At 47.9% G+C, this 13948-nt stretch carries 14 protein-coding genes and 1 riboswitch; of the genes, 13 read left to right on the plus strand and 1 reads right to left on the minus strand.

Features of this window, described 5'->3' with window-relative positions:
- Nucleotides 1–43: 43 nt before the first annotated feature.
- The 13 genes from nrdI to BUA12_RS06685 all read left to right on the plus strand — a co-directional run bounded on the left by nrdI (nucleotide 44) and on the right by BUA12_RS06685 (nucleotide 12882).
- Nucleotides 44–451 (plus strand): class Ib ribonucleoside-diphosphate reductase assembly flavoprotein NrdI, encoded by a 408-nt coding sequence (gene nrdI / locus BUA12_RS06620; protein WP_072709895.1) that lies wholly within the window; start codon nucleotides 44–46, stop codon nucleotides 449–451.
- Nucleotides 414–2519, plus strand: coding sequence for a class 1b ribonucleoside-diphosphate reductase subunit alpha (gene nrdE / locus BUA12_RS06625; protein ID WP_072709671.1), 2106 nt, complete (start codon nucleotides 414–416; stop codon nucleotides 2517–2519). Before nrdI ends, nrdE begins: the two co-directional genes overlap by 38 nt.
- A gap of 20 nt (nucleotides 2520–2539) precedes the next feature.
- Nucleotides 2540–3508 (plus strand): class 1b ribonucleoside-diphosphate reductase subunit beta, encoded by a 969-nt coding sequence (gene nrdF, locus BUA12_RS06630; protein ID WP_072709673.1) that lies wholly within the window; start codon nucleotides 2540–2542, stop codon nucleotides 3506–3508.
- A gap of 514 nt (nucleotides 3509–4022) precedes the next feature.
- Nucleotides 4023–4155: riboswitch (FMN riboswitch) on the plus strand.
- Nucleotides 4156–4280: 125 nt separating this feature from the next.
- On the plus strand, nucleotides 4281–5318 hold the full coding sequence (gene ribD, locus BUA12_RS06640) for a bifunctional diaminohydroxyphosphoribosylaminopyrimidine deaminase/5-amino-6-(5-phosphoribosylamino)uracil reductase RibD (RefSeq protein WP_245772767.1): 1038 nt from the start codon (nucleotides 4281–4283) through the stop codon (nucleotides 5316–5318).
- A complete protein-coding gene (locus BUA12_RS06645) occupies nucleotides 5319–5948 on the plus strand; it encodes a riboflavin synthase (RefSeq protein ID WP_072709677.1) in 630 nt (209 codons plus the stop codon).
- Entirely contained in the window at nucleotides 5941–7113 is a 1173-nt protein-coding gene (locus BUA12_RS06650) for a bifunctional 3,4-dihydroxy-2-butanone-4-phosphate synthase/GTP cyclohydrolase II (RefSeq protein ID WP_072709679.1), read from the plus strand. Before BUA12_RS06645 ends, BUA12_RS06650 begins: the two co-directional genes overlap by 8 nt.
- 11 nt (nucleotides 7114–7124) lie before the next feature.
- Complete coding sequence (gene ribH / locus BUA12_RS06655) at nucleotides 7125–7592, plus strand: 6,7-dimethyl-8-ribityllumazine synthase (protein WP_072709681.1); 468 nt, start codon at nucleotides 7125–7127, stop codon at nucleotides 7590–7592.
- Between the two features lie 69 nt (nucleotides 7593–7661).
- Nucleotides 7662–8078, plus strand: a complete 417-nt coding sequence (locus tag BUA12_RS06660) for a FixH family protein (RefSeq protein ID WP_072709683.1) — start codon at nucleotides 7662–7664, stop codon at nucleotides 8076–8078.
- A gap of 75 nt (nucleotides 8079–8153) precedes the next feature.
- Nucleotides 8154–8837: an SDR family NAD(P)-dependent oxidoreductase gene (locus tag BUA12_RS06665; protein WP_072709685.1), complete on the plus strand. Its 684-nt coding sequence runs from the start codon at nucleotides 8154–8156 to the stop codon at nucleotides 8835–8837.
- A gap of 125 nt (nucleotides 8838–8962) precedes the next feature.
- Nucleotides 8963–9931: an ABC transporter permease gene (locus BUA12_RS06670; protein ID WP_072709687.1), complete on the plus strand. Its 969-nt coding sequence runs from the start codon at nucleotides 8963–8965 to the stop codon at nucleotides 9929–9931.
- Nucleotides 9924–10883: an iron chelate uptake ABC transporter family permease subunit gene (locus BUA12_RS06675; protein ID WP_072709689.1), complete on the plus strand. Its 960-nt coding sequence runs from the start codon at nucleotides 9924–9926 to the stop codon at nucleotides 10881–10883. The genes BUA12_RS06670 and BUA12_RS06675 overlap by 8 nt, the downstream gene beginning before the upstream one ends.
- Entirely contained in the window at nucleotides 10880–11689 is an 810-nt protein-coding gene (locus tag BUA12_RS06680) for an iron ABC transporter ATP-binding protein (protein WP_072709691.1), read from the plus strand. The genes BUA12_RS06675 and BUA12_RS06680 overlap by 4 nt, the downstream gene beginning before the upstream one ends.
- A 104-nt stretch (nucleotides 11690–11793) precedes the next feature.
- Nucleotides 11794–12882, plus strand: a complete 1089-nt coding sequence (locus tag BUA12_RS06685; protein WP_072709693.1) for a siderophore ABC transporter substrate-binding protein — start codon at nucleotides 11794–11796, stop codon at nucleotides 12880–12882.
- A gap of 71 nt (nucleotides 12883–12953) precedes the next feature.
- On the opposite strand, the gene murB is transcribed toward BUA12_RS06685, so the two are convergent.
- A complete protein-coding gene (murB, locus tag BUA12_RS06690; RefSeq protein WP_143146102.1) occupies nucleotides 12954–13892 on the minus strand; it encodes a UDP-N-acetylmuramate dehydrogenase in 939 nt (312 codons plus the stop codon).
- Nucleotides 13893–13948 lie beyond the last annotated feature (56 nt).

Here is a 13948-nt window from a genome sequence, read left to right on the forward strand (position 1 = left end):
TTTGTTTTCAGGGTAATATGATTTATGAAGGGGGATGGACGATGTGCGCATTGCATTCTACTCCATGACGGGCAACGTCAGACGGTTCATAAAAGGTTCCAGACTGGAAACACAGTATGAATTATACGAGATAACGGAAGCAAACAAAAATGATAAGTTTCCAGGACCTTTTGTACTTGTCACGAGTACTTACGGTTTCGGTGGAGTGCCGGGTGCCGTCGAAAGTTTTCTGGAAGTGAACCATACCGGCCTGGTGGCTGTTGCATCGAGCGGCAACCGCAACTGGGGCAGCAATTTTGCCAAAGCGGGCGAACATATACAGGAGCAGTACCGCGTTCCGCTGCTGATGAAGTTCGAATTACACGGCACGGACAAAGACAGAGAATCATTTAAAGAGAAGGTAGGGAGTTTTCATGAAAGTATTGGACGAGAAGAAGTACAATCATATTGAACTTAATAATGAAGTGACGAAGAGGGATGAATCAGGTTTCTATCAGCTCCACAAGGATCTGGAAGCACTGGAGGTCTTCATGCAGGAAGTTCAGGATAAAACAATCCATTTCGACAGTGAGCTTGAGAGGCTGCGCTATTTGGTGGACAATGATTTTTATTATGATCTGTTCAAGGAATACACTGAAGCACAGGTCACCGAGATTGTGGATTATGCAGACTCACTGCCATTCCAATTCAAGAGCTATATGGCGGCGAGTAAATTCTTCAAAGATTACACCATGAAAACGAATGATAAGAAACATTATCTGGAAGACTACAAGCAGCACGTCGTGATTGTCGCCCTCTACCTCTCCAAAGGTGATACGGACCAGGCAAAGCGCCTGATCAATTCAATGGTCGAACAGCGTTACCAGCCTGCGACCCCGACTTTTCTGAATGCGGGCCGTGCACGACGCGGTGAGATGGTGTCATGTTTCCTCCTCGAAACGGACGACAGCCTGAACTCCATCAACTACATCGACTCGACTGCAAAGCAGCTGTCGAAAATCGGCGGCGGCGTCGCAATCAACTTATCCAAACTGCGCGCACGCGGCGAGGCGATCAAGGGCATCGAAGGCGTGGCAAAAGGGGTCCTTCCGGTGGCCAAAGCACTGGAAAACGGATTCGGTTATGCCGACCAGCTCGGGCAGCGTCCCGGGGCAGGGGCAGTATATCTGAACATCTTCCATTACGACCTGCCTGAATTCCTTGATACAAAGAAAGTGAACGCAGATGAAGACCTGCGTCTTGCGACAATATCCACAGGCCTCGTCATACCGTCGAAGTTCTTCGATCTTGCACACCACAATGAGCCGTTCTATCTGTTTGCCCCGCATACGGTGGAGAGGGAGTATGGCGTCACACTGGATGATATGGATATTGATGAAATGTATGATGAACTCGTTGCCAACGACAACGTCAAAAAGCGTAAATTCGATGCGCGGGATATGCTGAACACGATTGCACAGACACAGCTGCAGTCCGGCTACCCTTATATCATGTTCAAGGATAATGCGAATAAGGTGCACCCGTTGAAAGACATCGGGAACATCAAAATTTCGAACCTCTGTACTGAAATCTTCCAGCTGCAGGAAACTTCCACAATCAACGACTATGGTGTCGAAGATGAGATCAGAAGGGATATCTCATGTAATCTGGGCTCACTGAACATTGCGAATGTCATGGATTCGAAGAAAGTCCGCGAATCCGTCCACGACGGCATCGAAGCGTTGACGGTCGTAAGTGATGACACTGCAATCGCAAATGCCCCGGGTGTCAAAAAAGCGAACGATGAATTGCATTCGGTCGGCCTGGGTGCGATGAACCTGCACGGTTATCTGACTAAGAACAAAATCGCTTATGAATCGGAAGAAGCGAAAGATTTTGCCAATGTCTTCTTCATGATGCTCAACTACCACTCATTGGAAAAATCAATGATGATTGCAACCGAGCGCGGTGAAACATTCAAGGATTTCGAACGTTCGGACTATGCGACCGGCGAGTACTTCGAGAAGTATGTGAATCATTCGTATGAACCGCAGACGGAGAAAGTGAAACCTTTATTCGAAGGCATCCACGTCCCGACGAAGGAAGACTGGGCGGAATTGCGTGACCAGGTGAAGGGAAACGGCCTTTACCACGCTTACCGTCTGGCGATCGCGCCGACACAGAGTATTTCCTATGTCCAGAATGCGACGAGTTCAGTCATGCCGATCGTCGATACGATCGAACGCAGAACTTACGGCAACTCGGAAACGTTCTATCCGATGCCGTTCCTGTCGAAGGAGAACATGTGGTTCTACAAGAGTGCGTTCAATGTCGATCAGATGAAGCTGATCGACCTCATCGCGACAATCCAGGAGCACATCGATCAGGGCATCAGTACAATCCTTTACGTAAACTCGGAAATTTCAACGCGTGAACTATCAAGACTCTATATTTATGCACATCATAAAGGTCTTAAATCCCTGTATTATACAAGAAACAAATTACTCAGCGTTGAAGAATGCACAAGCTGTTCAGTTTAATAGATGAAGGAGCCATATAAATGATAGCAGTAAACTGGAATAAAGAAGATGACATGACCAATATATTCTGGCGTCAGAACATCTCACAGATGTGGGTGGAGTCGGAATTCAAAGTATCAAAAGACTTAAGTTCCTGGTCGGGGATGTCTGATGATGAGAAAGACACTTTCAAAAAAGTGCTTGCAGGTCTGACGGGCCTCGACACACATCAGGCGGATGACGGCATGCCGCTCATCCTCCTGCATACGGAAGACCTGCGTAAAAAAGCAGTCTACTCTTTCATGGGGATGATGGAACAGGTGCATGCGAAATCCTATTCGCATATATTCTCGACACTGATCTCTTCAAAGGAGACGAACCAGCTGCTGGACGAGTGGGTATTGAATAATGAACACCTTAAATTCAAATCCGATAAAATCGTCAGCCGCTACCATAAACTGTTCGACAGGAACGCCTCGGTATATGATCAGTATATGGCGCGTGTAGCGTCCGTGTTCCTTGAATCATTCCTGTTCTATTCGGGATTCTACTACCCGCTTTATCTGGCGGGTCAGGGCCGCATGACGACAAGCGGGGAGATCATCAGAAAGATCCTGCTGGATGAATCCATCCACGGCGTGTTCGTCGGTCTGGATGCCCAGAGCCTGAGAGCAGAGATGTCACAGGAAGAGCAGCAGCGTGCGGACACGGAGATGTATGAACTGCTGAAGGCACTGTATGCAAACGAAGCTGAATATACAAAAGAGCTTTATGATAAAATCGGCCTGACGGACGATGTCATGAACTATGTCACTTACAATGCGAATAAAGCACTCGCAAACCTCGGGTTCGAACCTTATTATGAAGAAAAAGGCTTCAATCCGATCATTGAAAACGCACTGGACACGACCACGAAGAACCACGACTTCTTCAGCGTAAAAGGAGACGGTTACGTACTGGCGTTGAACGTCGAGCCACTTCAGGACGAAGATTTCGTATTTGAAACTTAAGATATATTGATGGGGCCCATGGAAAACTGCTTGTTTCCGTGGGGCTTTTTTGTGATGGCAGGAGGCGGCAACTTCAAAAGTCGATGAAACGGCTCTGGCATACTGGGGATGATCGAAATCGGATTCTGGATTCGATTAAGTCAGGCTGAAGTCATGTTGATAATCGAAATCCGTCCCGTTAATCGATTAAGTCAAGCTGAAGTCAAGGAGATAATCGAAATCCGTCCCGTTAATCGATTAAGTCAAGCTGAAGTCAAGGAGATAATCGAAATCCGTCCGGTTAATCGATTAAGTCAAGCTGAAGTCAGGGAGATAATCGAAATCCATCCTGTTAATCGATTAAGTCAAGCCTGAAGTCAGGGAGATAATCGAAATCCATCTCTTTAATCGATTAAGTCAGCCTGAGATTAGAAGGATAATCGCAATTTACAGAATAATAAAACATATATAGGATTCTTTTGTTGACAATCCCTATTATTCCTATATGATTAGGTTAGAGTTTTTCAACTGAATATAATTCTTTCGGGGCAGGGTGAAATTCCCAACCGGCGGTTAAAGCCCGCGACCTGTACGCGATTTTATCGCGTACGGCTGATTCAGTGCAAATCTGAAGCCGACAGTCAGAGTCTGGATGGGAGAGAGAATGATGCAGACGTATTTTATACTATACGTTTAGTTTGTGTTGCTTTCATGCACCGCATTAATTAGCATACAATTTTTAAGTCCTGATGAATATTTTTCATCAGGGCTTTTTTATTTCAGGAGGGAAGACTTGGGTATTTACATGGAAAAAGCGATCGCAATGGCAAAAATCCCAGATGGCCAGACGCGCCGCAATCCGCCGGTCGGTGCCGTCATCGTAAAAGACGGTATGGTGATCGGGGCGGGCAGCCATCTCGCGATGGGGACGGATCATGCGGAAGTGCGTGCAATCAAATCATGCATCACCGACCCCGCGGGCGCGGACATCTACGTCACGCTGGAGCCGTGTTCGCATCACGGCAGGACGCCGCCGTGCACGGATGCCATCAAAAAAGCCGGGCTCAAAAGAGTGTTTTATGCGGTGCAGGATGAAAACCCGAAAGTCTCCGGACATGAAGTGCTGGAGGCGGACGGTATCCATGCAGAACATCAGCCGCATCATGAAGCGGACGCACTTTACGAGATGTTCTTCACCCACCTGTCGGCCGGGCGGCCGATGGTCACTTTGAAGGGTGCAATGAGCCTCGACGGCAAGATGGCGCTCGATGACGGCACAAGCAAATGGATCACCGGCGGGTCCGCACGTGAAGACGTGCAGCACCTGCGTCATTCACATGATGCGATACTCATCGGCGGCGGCACGCTGATGCGTGATGATCCGAGGTTGACTGCAAGGATCGAGGGTGGGGGGAATCAACCGAAACCCATCATCCTGCTTGGAGAGCGGGTGCTTACAGAGGGATTGAACCTTGAGAAGCATCCGGAGAAGCCGCTCATCTTTACATCGAATGAGGAGAACCTTAAATTCGATAATATTTACGATGTTGAATACGGCAATTTTTCATACGAGGAAATATTGAAGAAATTATACATTGATTACGATATCGGCAGTGTGCTGGTTGAAGGCGGGAGCCGGATACATACTGCCCTCATCAGCAGAGGACTTTACGACCAGATGATTTTATACATTGCCCCGAAATTATTTGGCAGGTCACGGCATGAGTTGTTTCAAGATGCCCTCAGCGGCATGGGAGAAACGATTGAGCTGGAGCTTGCAGACGTCGAAAAACTCCGGTCGGATTTAAAATTGACTTACAGGAGGAATTAGATGTTTACAGGTTTGATTGAAGAAAAAGGAAGAATGGAAGAAATCAGAAGTTCAGAGGAAGATACGGAAATGAAAATCACACACATGACGCTCGATGACATCAAAGAAGGTGATTCGATCGCCGTTAACGGTGCTTGCCTCACGGCATATGATATCAGTCCGGGGTCATTCAAGGTGACGATGATCAATGAAACGAAACGAATCACGAGCCTTGACGGCATACAGGCCGGTGACGCGGTGAACCTGGAGAGGGCAGTGAGGTTGTCGGACCGTCTCGGCGGCCATCTGGTCAGCGGCCATGTCGACGGCACCGGGGAAGTCACATCGCTGACGCATGACGGCAATGCTTTGGTCATGAAGGTGGAATGCCCGAAACGTCTGATGAAATATATGACAGATCAAGGTTCGGTGACGATCGATGGTACGAGCCTCACATTATTCGAAGTCGATCGAGGATCGTCGGTCATCACGCTGAACCTCATCCCTGAAACGCTTGAACGTACGATATTATCGGATAAGGTCATTGGCGATAAAGTGAACATTGAAGCGGATCAAATCGTAAAATATGTGGAGCATCTACTTAAGAATGGCGATGCAGATTTATTGAAAGCAGGTGGTCTGAATGTTTGACTCCATTAAATCAGCGCTCGAGGATCTTAAACGGGGCGGCCTTGTCATCGTCGTCGATGATGAAGACAGGGAAAACGAAGGCGATCTCGTCGGCATTGCGGAATATATGGGGCCTGAAGCAATCAATTTCATGGCGACCCACGGGCGCGGCCTGATCTGTGCACCGATCACGAAAGCAATAGCGGAAAAACTGGAACTGGCTCCCATGGCCGAAAACAACAGTGACCCCCACGGCACTGCATTCACAGTATCCATCGACCATACTTCGACGACCACAGGCATCAGTGCTTTTGAGCGTTTCGACACGATACAGGCATTGATCGATGATGACACCCGGGCGGCCGACTTCAACACACCCGGTCATATATTCCCGCTCGTTGCAAAGGACGGCGGTGTCCTGGAAAGGATGGGGCATACCGAGGCGGCGGTCGACCTGAGCAGGCTGGCCGGTGCGAAGGCTGCAGGTGTCATCTGTGAAATCATGAATGACGACGGAACGATGGCCAGGGTGGATGACTTGAAGACATACAAGGAAAAACACGGGCTGAAGATGATCACGATAGAAGATTTGAAGGCGTATATATCCTCATACCACCGGATGATGCTGGACAGCACAGTCAATATGCCGACGAAATACGGGCGATATAAAATGTTCGGTTTCAAAGACAGGGTGACCGGGGAGGAGCATATCGCGCTGCTGCATGGGAAAGTGCATCCGAATATGAATGTGAGGATCCATTCGGAATGCCTGACAGGTGATGTTTTCCACAGTGAAAGATGTGATTGCGGGGAACAGCTGGACCTGGCGATGAAGATCACAAGCGAAGAAGATGGTGTCATCCTGTATATGCGTCAGGAAGGCAGGGGCATCGGACTGTTGAACAAGTTGAAAGCTTACGAACTGATCGAGCAGGGATATGACACGGTGACGGCTAATGCCCACCTTGGGTTTGATGCAGACCTCAGGACTTACGAAGCGGCAGCCGGCATGCTGAAGGCACTCGGACTTCATCATGTCACCCTGCTGAGCAACAACCCCGCCAAAGTGTCCGGGCTTGAAAATGAGGGGATACAGGTCACCAGGCGCAGTCATATCATCGAAGCGAACGTCAATAACGCCGACTACTTGAATATCAAGGAAAAGAAGCTCGGCCATCAGTTATAGGAGGAATTGAAATGAATATCATTCAGACAGGCATGACAGGTGAAGGATTAAAGATCGCCATCGTTGCAGGAAGGTTCAATGATTTTATTACGGACAGGCTGATTGCAGGTGCGGAAGGTACACTGACCGCCCATGGTGTGGAGGGTGGGGACATCGACCTCGCCTACGTGCCGGGTGCATTTGAAATCCCACTCGTTGCGAGGAATCTGGCCGGATCAGGCAAATATGACGCGGTCATCGGCCTCGGCTGTGTCATCCGGGGCAGCACCACCCACTACGATTATGTATGCAGCCAGACAGCATCCGGCATCATGGAAGCCGGTCTCTCGACGGATGTGCCGGTGATCTTCGGTGTCATCACGACTGAAACGATCGAGCAGGCGATAGAGCGCGCAGGGACGAAACTCGGGAACAAGGGAGCGGACGCTGCCGGTGCAGCGATCGAAACGGCGAACCTGCTTAAAGAAATAAAGTCATAAAATGGCTATAAACTTAAGGTGCGGTCCATTTCACAAGATGCTATAGTTGTGAAGAAAGGAGTGCTTTAAATGCAGATAAAGACTTTATTATTGGGGGCATTTGCAAGTATCATACTTGTGGGATGCGGGAATGGTGAAGAATCTACCGGGCTTGGAGAAATGGATCATGATGCGCCCGAGTCCGATGAAATGAGGACCCTGGAAGTCGAACTTGCCACGCCTGACCATATTATGGCCGGCGACACCGAAGTGTTGACAGCCTATGTCACGTCGAATGATGAGGATGTCACCGATGCCGACCATGTGATGTTTGAAATTCAGGACGAGGGAGGCGACACGGTGGAAGAGATCGAGGCAGATCATTCAGGTAACGGAGAGTACACCGTGGAGTACACATTCGAGGAGCCGGGTACGTACACAGTCATATCACATGTGGATGCATACTCACTGCACACGATGCCCGACTCGGAAGTTATTGTCGAATAGTCCTGGAAACATAAATCTGTGTAAACGGATGTTTGAATGGGTATAATATTGGTATCATAGTAGCAGGAGGTCAAAATGGAACTGCATAACAAAACTTATATCATAGCCAATGCGACGTCGCCTCTTGGTTCTGATCTATCCAGGCACCTGGCGGGTGTCGGTGCAAATTTGATTCTGACAGGCTTGGACCATGTTGCATTGGATCAGCTATTGGAAGAAATACAGGAAGATTCACATGGGCAGCACAGTACAGTGATGCTGCAGCAATCCAAGGAGATCGACTGGCTGAACGTGCTGTCTGAAATAGAGCAGGACTTCGATAGCCTGAACGGCATCATCCTGATCCATACGATACACAGTGAAAGCAAATCCATATATGATCTGACGTTCGAAGAATTCAACGAAGTGGTTTATGAACACGTCTGGGGCACTTATCTCGGCACAAGAGTGCTGCGCCCGCTGTTGAAAGATGAAAGTGAAGCAAAGATCATCAACGTGATCGAACCTTCTTTCGAAGAAGTCTATGAGCGCAACTTGTATTATACCGTGACCGGGGCCATCGAAGCACTGACGCATTCCACCGCAATCGAACTCAGCAAGGAAGACATCGATGTCTACGCACTCAGTTACAGGCCTTCATATAAGGAATCCATGGAAGATTCACTGGAGAGGGCCAATCCCCAGGCCATAGATACATTGATGGATATTTTATCGGGCAGTGACGACCAGCCCACCGGTGAGACGATAATCATCAATTAAAACTACCTTACCCAAGGTAGTTTTTTCTTGGGATCGTCAATCTTACAGCTTGAAAATCGCAATATACGGTGTATAATACTAATTATGATTGTACTGATAATCATTATCAGTTAAGGATGGTGGAAATGGCACAGAAATTATTTCGTCTTGATGTATTGATTATCATACTTATAATCCTATCCATAATTTCAATGTTCATAGGAGTCATCCCACTATCAATTAACGAAATTTTCAGTTTATCGGAACAACAGCAGAACATACTGGCCAACAGCAGGTTTCCGAGAACGGTTTCCATCATCATTGCGGGTGCATCACTGGCCGTCAGCGGCTTGATCATGCAGCAGCTGACCCGCAACAAATTCGTATCACCTACGACAGCTGGGACGATGGACTGGGCACAGCTTGGCATACTGCTCGGGATCATCTCATTTCCGGCGATCAATTTATTCGGCAGGCTGGCTTTCGCGCTGGTGCTTGCGATGTTCGGAACGCTGCTATTCATGCAGATCATCACAAGGATAAAGCTCAAAGATGTGATTTTCGTTCCACTGATCGGCCTGATGCTCGGCGGTGTGGTTTCGAGTATAGCGACTTTCATTGCGCTCAGGACGAATTCATTGCAGGCCATCTCCGGATGGATGCACGGCAGTTTTTCCACCGTCATATCCGGCAGGTACGAAATTCTATACATAAGTATTCCATTGCTCATCATTGCGGTTTTATTTGCAAATCAGTTCACCGTTGCTGGTATGGGTGAAGATTTCTCGAAAAACCTTGGCATGAACTACACGAGGATCCTGTACACCGGACTTTTCATCACAGCGGCGATTACGGCACTTGTCGTGGTCACTGTGGGCATGCTGCCTTTCCTCGGGCTGATCATCCCGAACATCGTATCGATGTTCAAAGGTGATCACCTTCAGAAGACGATATACCCCACTGCAGTGCTCGGTGCAATCTTCGTCATGTTCTGTGACATTTTAGGCAGGGTACTTATTTATCCTTATGAAATATCGGTCGGTCTGATGATCGCGATATTCGGCAGCTTCATCTTCTTGTGGATGATATACAGGAGGGTGAAGACGAATGCTTAAAGACTATAAAAACAAGCTCCTTCTGGGGCTGGCCATTGCGGCGCTCCTCGTCACAGGCTTTTACATGCTGTACCAGATCGACATGGATATATTTTTCTATCAGGCACCATCGCGCATCCGGCGTATACTGGCAATCATCATAGTCGGTGTCGCCATAGCGGTTTCGACGGTCATTTTCCAGACCATCGTAAAAAACAGGATTTTGACACCTTCGATAATGGGGCTTGATTCCGTCTACGTATTCATTCAGACGACGATCGTGTTCCTGGCGGGTGTGGGTTCTCCTCTGCTTTTGAACTCCCACCTGAACTACTTCCTCAGTCTGACCCTGCTCACACTGTTCACACTTTTCGTGTTCAGGTACCTGTTCAGGCTGACGAGGAACAACATATTCATCCTGTTGCTGATCGGCATCATCCTTGGGACGTTTTTTGGGAACTTGTCGACATTCATGCAGCAGCTGATCAGCCCGGATGACTTCCTGGTGCTGCAGAATGCCTTGTTTGCATCTTTCAATGCGGTCAATGAGAACCTGATGGTCCTGACGGCCGTCATACTGGTGATCATGCTCATCATTGTATTCATGGATTTCCATTCCCTCGATGTCCTCGCACTCGGCAGGGATGCAGCGATCAACCTCGGTGTCAATTACGACAGGAAAGTTTCACAGCTGCTCGTCATCATTGCAATACTCGTTTCGGTATCGACAGCCCTTGTCGGCCCGATCATGTTCCTGGGTCTGCTCGTCGTGAACATCGCCCATGAACTTTTCAAAACATATAAACATGTATACCTTTTGATAGGGACATCATTGATCAGCATAATCGCGCTCATCATCGGGCAGATGATCGTTCAATTCGTTTTCCAGAACAGCGTGGAAATCAGTGTTATAATAAACTTGGTCGGCGGCGTTTACTTTATTTATCTAATGCTTAGGAGGGGACGCAAATGATTAGCGTCAAAGGAATCACAAAGCTGTACGGTGACAAAAAAGTGGTGGATGATGTGTCATTATCGATCGCCAAAGGGAAGATCACTTCGTTGATCGGTCCGAACGGGGCAGGGAAAAGTACAGTCCTGTCCATGATTACACGGCTGCTGGATAATGATTCGGGGGATGTGCTGCTGGAAGGTGAGAACATCTTCACACAGCCCAACAGTGAACTTGCAAAAAAGATATCCACTTTGAAGCAGTCCAATCACCTTGAACTGAAGATCACCGTCCGTGAGCTGATTGCATTTGGACGTTATCCCTATTCAAAAGGGCGGTTGACCGAGACGGACAATGCGCTCATAGATGAAGCCATCAGATATATGGAACTCGGAGAATTTGAAGACAGGTTCATAGATGAACTTTCAGGCGGGCAGAGGCAGCGCGCATACATCGCAATGACGATCGCCCAGGATACGGAGTACATCTTCCTGGATGAACCGCTTAATAACCTGGATATGAAGCACTCGGTGCAGATCATGCAGATTTTAAGAAGGCTCGTCAGGGAGAGGAACAAGACGATCATCATCGTCATCCATGACATCAACTTTGCATCCTGTTATTCGGACAATATCGTGGCGCTCAAAGATGGCGAAGTCGCAGTCAGCGGAACTAAAAACGAAGTGATCAAGAAAGAGATCCTTGAAGATATATATGAAATGGACATCAACATCGAATGCATCATGGGGCATCAGATCTGCATTTACTTCGATGAACATGCCGATGCCACAGTGGATGATTTCGTCAAGGAACAGGCACAGATTTGATCTCCCATACTTTAAGGAGGTGGTGGACTGAATATCGAATGTAATATAGTAGTAGTTTTTAGTGGGGGCTGAAAAATACTATTATTCGGAAAGAGGTAAGAGTTATGAAGTTAAGAAGTTTATATATGATGTTGGCAATGGCACTTGTACTGGTGCTTGGTGCCTGCGGAGACGCCGGAGAGGAAAGCGCTGCTTCTGAAGGTTCAGAAACGGATGAAGGCGCAGAATCCGAAGGCAGCACGGATACGGTGACGTTCGACAATACGTTCCAGGTCTCCCCTGGCGACGGCGAAGACAGTTCAGCTGAAGGTGAAGAAGTTTCAGAAACGGTTGAAGTGACCAAAAATCCGGAAAAAGTGGCGATCTTCGACCTTGGTGTCGCTTCCACATTCCAGGCACTCGATGTACAGGAAAATATTGCAGGCTTACCTAAAGGTGAAGGTGACACGTCTTTATCGGATGAATTATCAGAGTTCGATTCTGATGAGTACGCAAATCTCGGAGGACTGAAATCTCCGGACTTCGAAGAAATGGCAAGAATGCAGCCGGACCTGATTCTGATCAGCGGACGTCAGGCGACTGAGAATAACCTGACCGAGTTTGAAAGGGTGGCACCTGATGCAGAAATCGTTTATGTGGGTGCGGACAGCGCTGCATACTTTGAGGATATTGCGGAAATGACGAAGAAAATCGGTGAATTATACGAAAAAGAAGAGGAAGCCGATCAGCTTGTCGAGGATATGGAAACAAGGATTGATGATGTAAATGCGAAAGTTGCCGAACTGGAAGATGATTCAATCCTTTATCTTCAGACAAACGGAGAGAGAGGCGTTTCATTCCACGGACAGGGTGGAAGGTTCAGTTACCTTTACGATACATTCGGCTTCAGTTCAGCCGATGAGTACGACGAAGAGACAGACAATCATGGTTCACAGGTGAACTATGAATTCATCGCCAATGCAGATCCTGCAATCATGTTCGTCATGGACAGGGGCGCAGTGGCAGGCGGTGGAGAATCTACACCTGTGGATACACTGATCAACTCCACTACAGAATCTGCAAGTGCAGTTCAAAATGAAAATATCTTTGAGCTGGATCCATATGTATGGTATTTGAATGCCGGTGGTTATGATACTGCAATGGCACAGATTGAGGAAGTGGAAGAAGCGGTGGATAATTTCACAGCAGAATAAAAACGAAAAGGATGCGGTCACTGTGACCGCATCCTTTTTTAATCTCTAATGAAGATATACAATATCATACATCACTTATGCCTGTCGGCCCGCTTATAAACAGGTTCGCCGATGACCCTCACTTCAGTGTCCAGCTCAATGCCATACTTCTCCTTCACGGAAGATTGTACGAAGTTGATCAACTCTTCATAGTCCCCGGCGGTGCCGTTATCCACATTCACCATGAAACCGGCGTGTTTTTTGGATACTTCCACCCCGCCGATCCTGTGGCCCTGAAGTCCGGCATCCTGAATCAGTTTTCCTGCAAAGTTGCCCGGCGGCCTTTGAAATACACTGCCGCATGAAGGATGTTCAAGAGGCTGTTTGCTCTCCCTGCGTTCAGTCAGATCATTCATCATCGCATTGATATCTTCAATATCACCTTCGGCCAGTCTGAATTTCGCTTCCAGGATCACATAGTGGTTCTCCTGAATGTTGCTCCTGCGATATCCGAGCTCCAGCTCTTCGTTGGTCAAAGTCAGGAGTTCACCTTTTTCCGTCGCAACCGTAGCTTCAAGAAGGCAGTCCTTCACTTCACCGCCGTATGCACCGGCATTCATGTAGACTGCGCCACCGACACTGCCGGGTATACCGCATGCGAATTCCAGTCCGCTCAGCTTATTGTCCCGAGCAAACCGGGAAACTTCGATGATCGCCCGGCCACTGCCGACGCTGATGACGTCATCAGCCAGAGTCAGATGGGTCAGCTCCAGCAGGTTCAATACGATACCGCGGATACCGCCATCCCGGATGATGATGTTTGATCCATTCCCGAGGTAAGTCACCGGGATATGATTGTCATGACAGTACTTGAGCAAAGTGCTGACATCCTCAAAGTCCTTTGGGGTCACATAAAAATCAGCGGGCCCGCCTGTTTCTGTATAGGTGTAATTTTTTAACGGTTCATCGATTTTTATCGTCGAGTTGGTTAATTTCGTCTTTAAATCTTTCTCGATCTGAGTCTTATCCACACTAATAATTCCCTTCAAATATACGATTCAATTATACTATTCATCTCAAATATACG

The sequence above is a fragment of the Lacicoccus alkaliphilus DSM 16010 genome (assembly GCF_900142805.1).
Taxonomy (GTDB): domain Bacteria; phylum Bacillota; class Bacilli; order Staphylococcales; family Salinicoccaceae; genus Lacicoccus; species Lacicoccus alkaliphilus.

Excerpts from the sequence above, each read along its gene's own strand:
- nrdE (WP_072709671.1), top strand. The coding sequence starts at position 414 with ATGAAAGTATTGGACGAGAAGAAGTACAATCATATTGAACTTAATAAT.
- nrdF (WP_072709673.1), top strand. The coding sequence starts at position 2,540 with ATGATAGCAGTAAACTGGAATAAAGAAGATGACATGACCAATATATTC.
- BUA12_RS06645 (WP_072709677.1), top strand. The coding sequence starts at position 5,319 with ATGTTTACAGGTTTGATTGAAGAAAAAGGAAGAATGGAAGAAATCAGA.
- BUA12_RS06650 (WP_072709679.1), top strand. The coding sequence starts at position 5,941 with ATGTTTGACTCCATTAAATCAGCGCTCGAGGATCTTAAACGGGGCGGC.
- ribH (WP_072709681.1), top strand. The coding sequence starts at position 7,125 with ATGAATATCATTCAGACAGGCATGACAGGTGAAGGATTAAAGATCGCC.
- BUA12_RS06660 (WP_072709683.1), top strand. The coding sequence starts at position 7,662 with ATGCAGATAAAGACTTTATTATTGGGGGCATTTGCAAGTATCATACTT.
- BUA12_RS06665 (WP_072709685.1), top strand. The coding sequence starts at position 8,154 with ATGGAACTGCATAACAAAACTTATATCATAGCCAATGCGACGTCGCCT.
- BUA12_RS06670 (WP_072709687.1), top strand. The coding sequence starts at position 8,963 with ATGGCACAGAAATTATTTCGTCTTGATGTATTGATTATCATACTTATA.
- BUA12_RS06675 (WP_072709689.1), top strand. The coding sequence starts at position 9,924 with ATGCTTAAAGACTATAAAAACAAGCTCCTTCTGGGGCTGGCCATTGCG.
- BUA12_RS06680 (WP_072709691.1), top strand. The coding sequence starts at position 10,880 with ATGATTAGCGTCAAAGGAATCACAAAGCTGTACGGTGACAAAAAAGTG.
- BUA12_RS06685 (WP_072709693.1), top strand. The coding sequence starts at position 11,794 with ATGAAGTTAAGAAGTTTATATATGATGTTGGCAATGGCACTTGTACTG.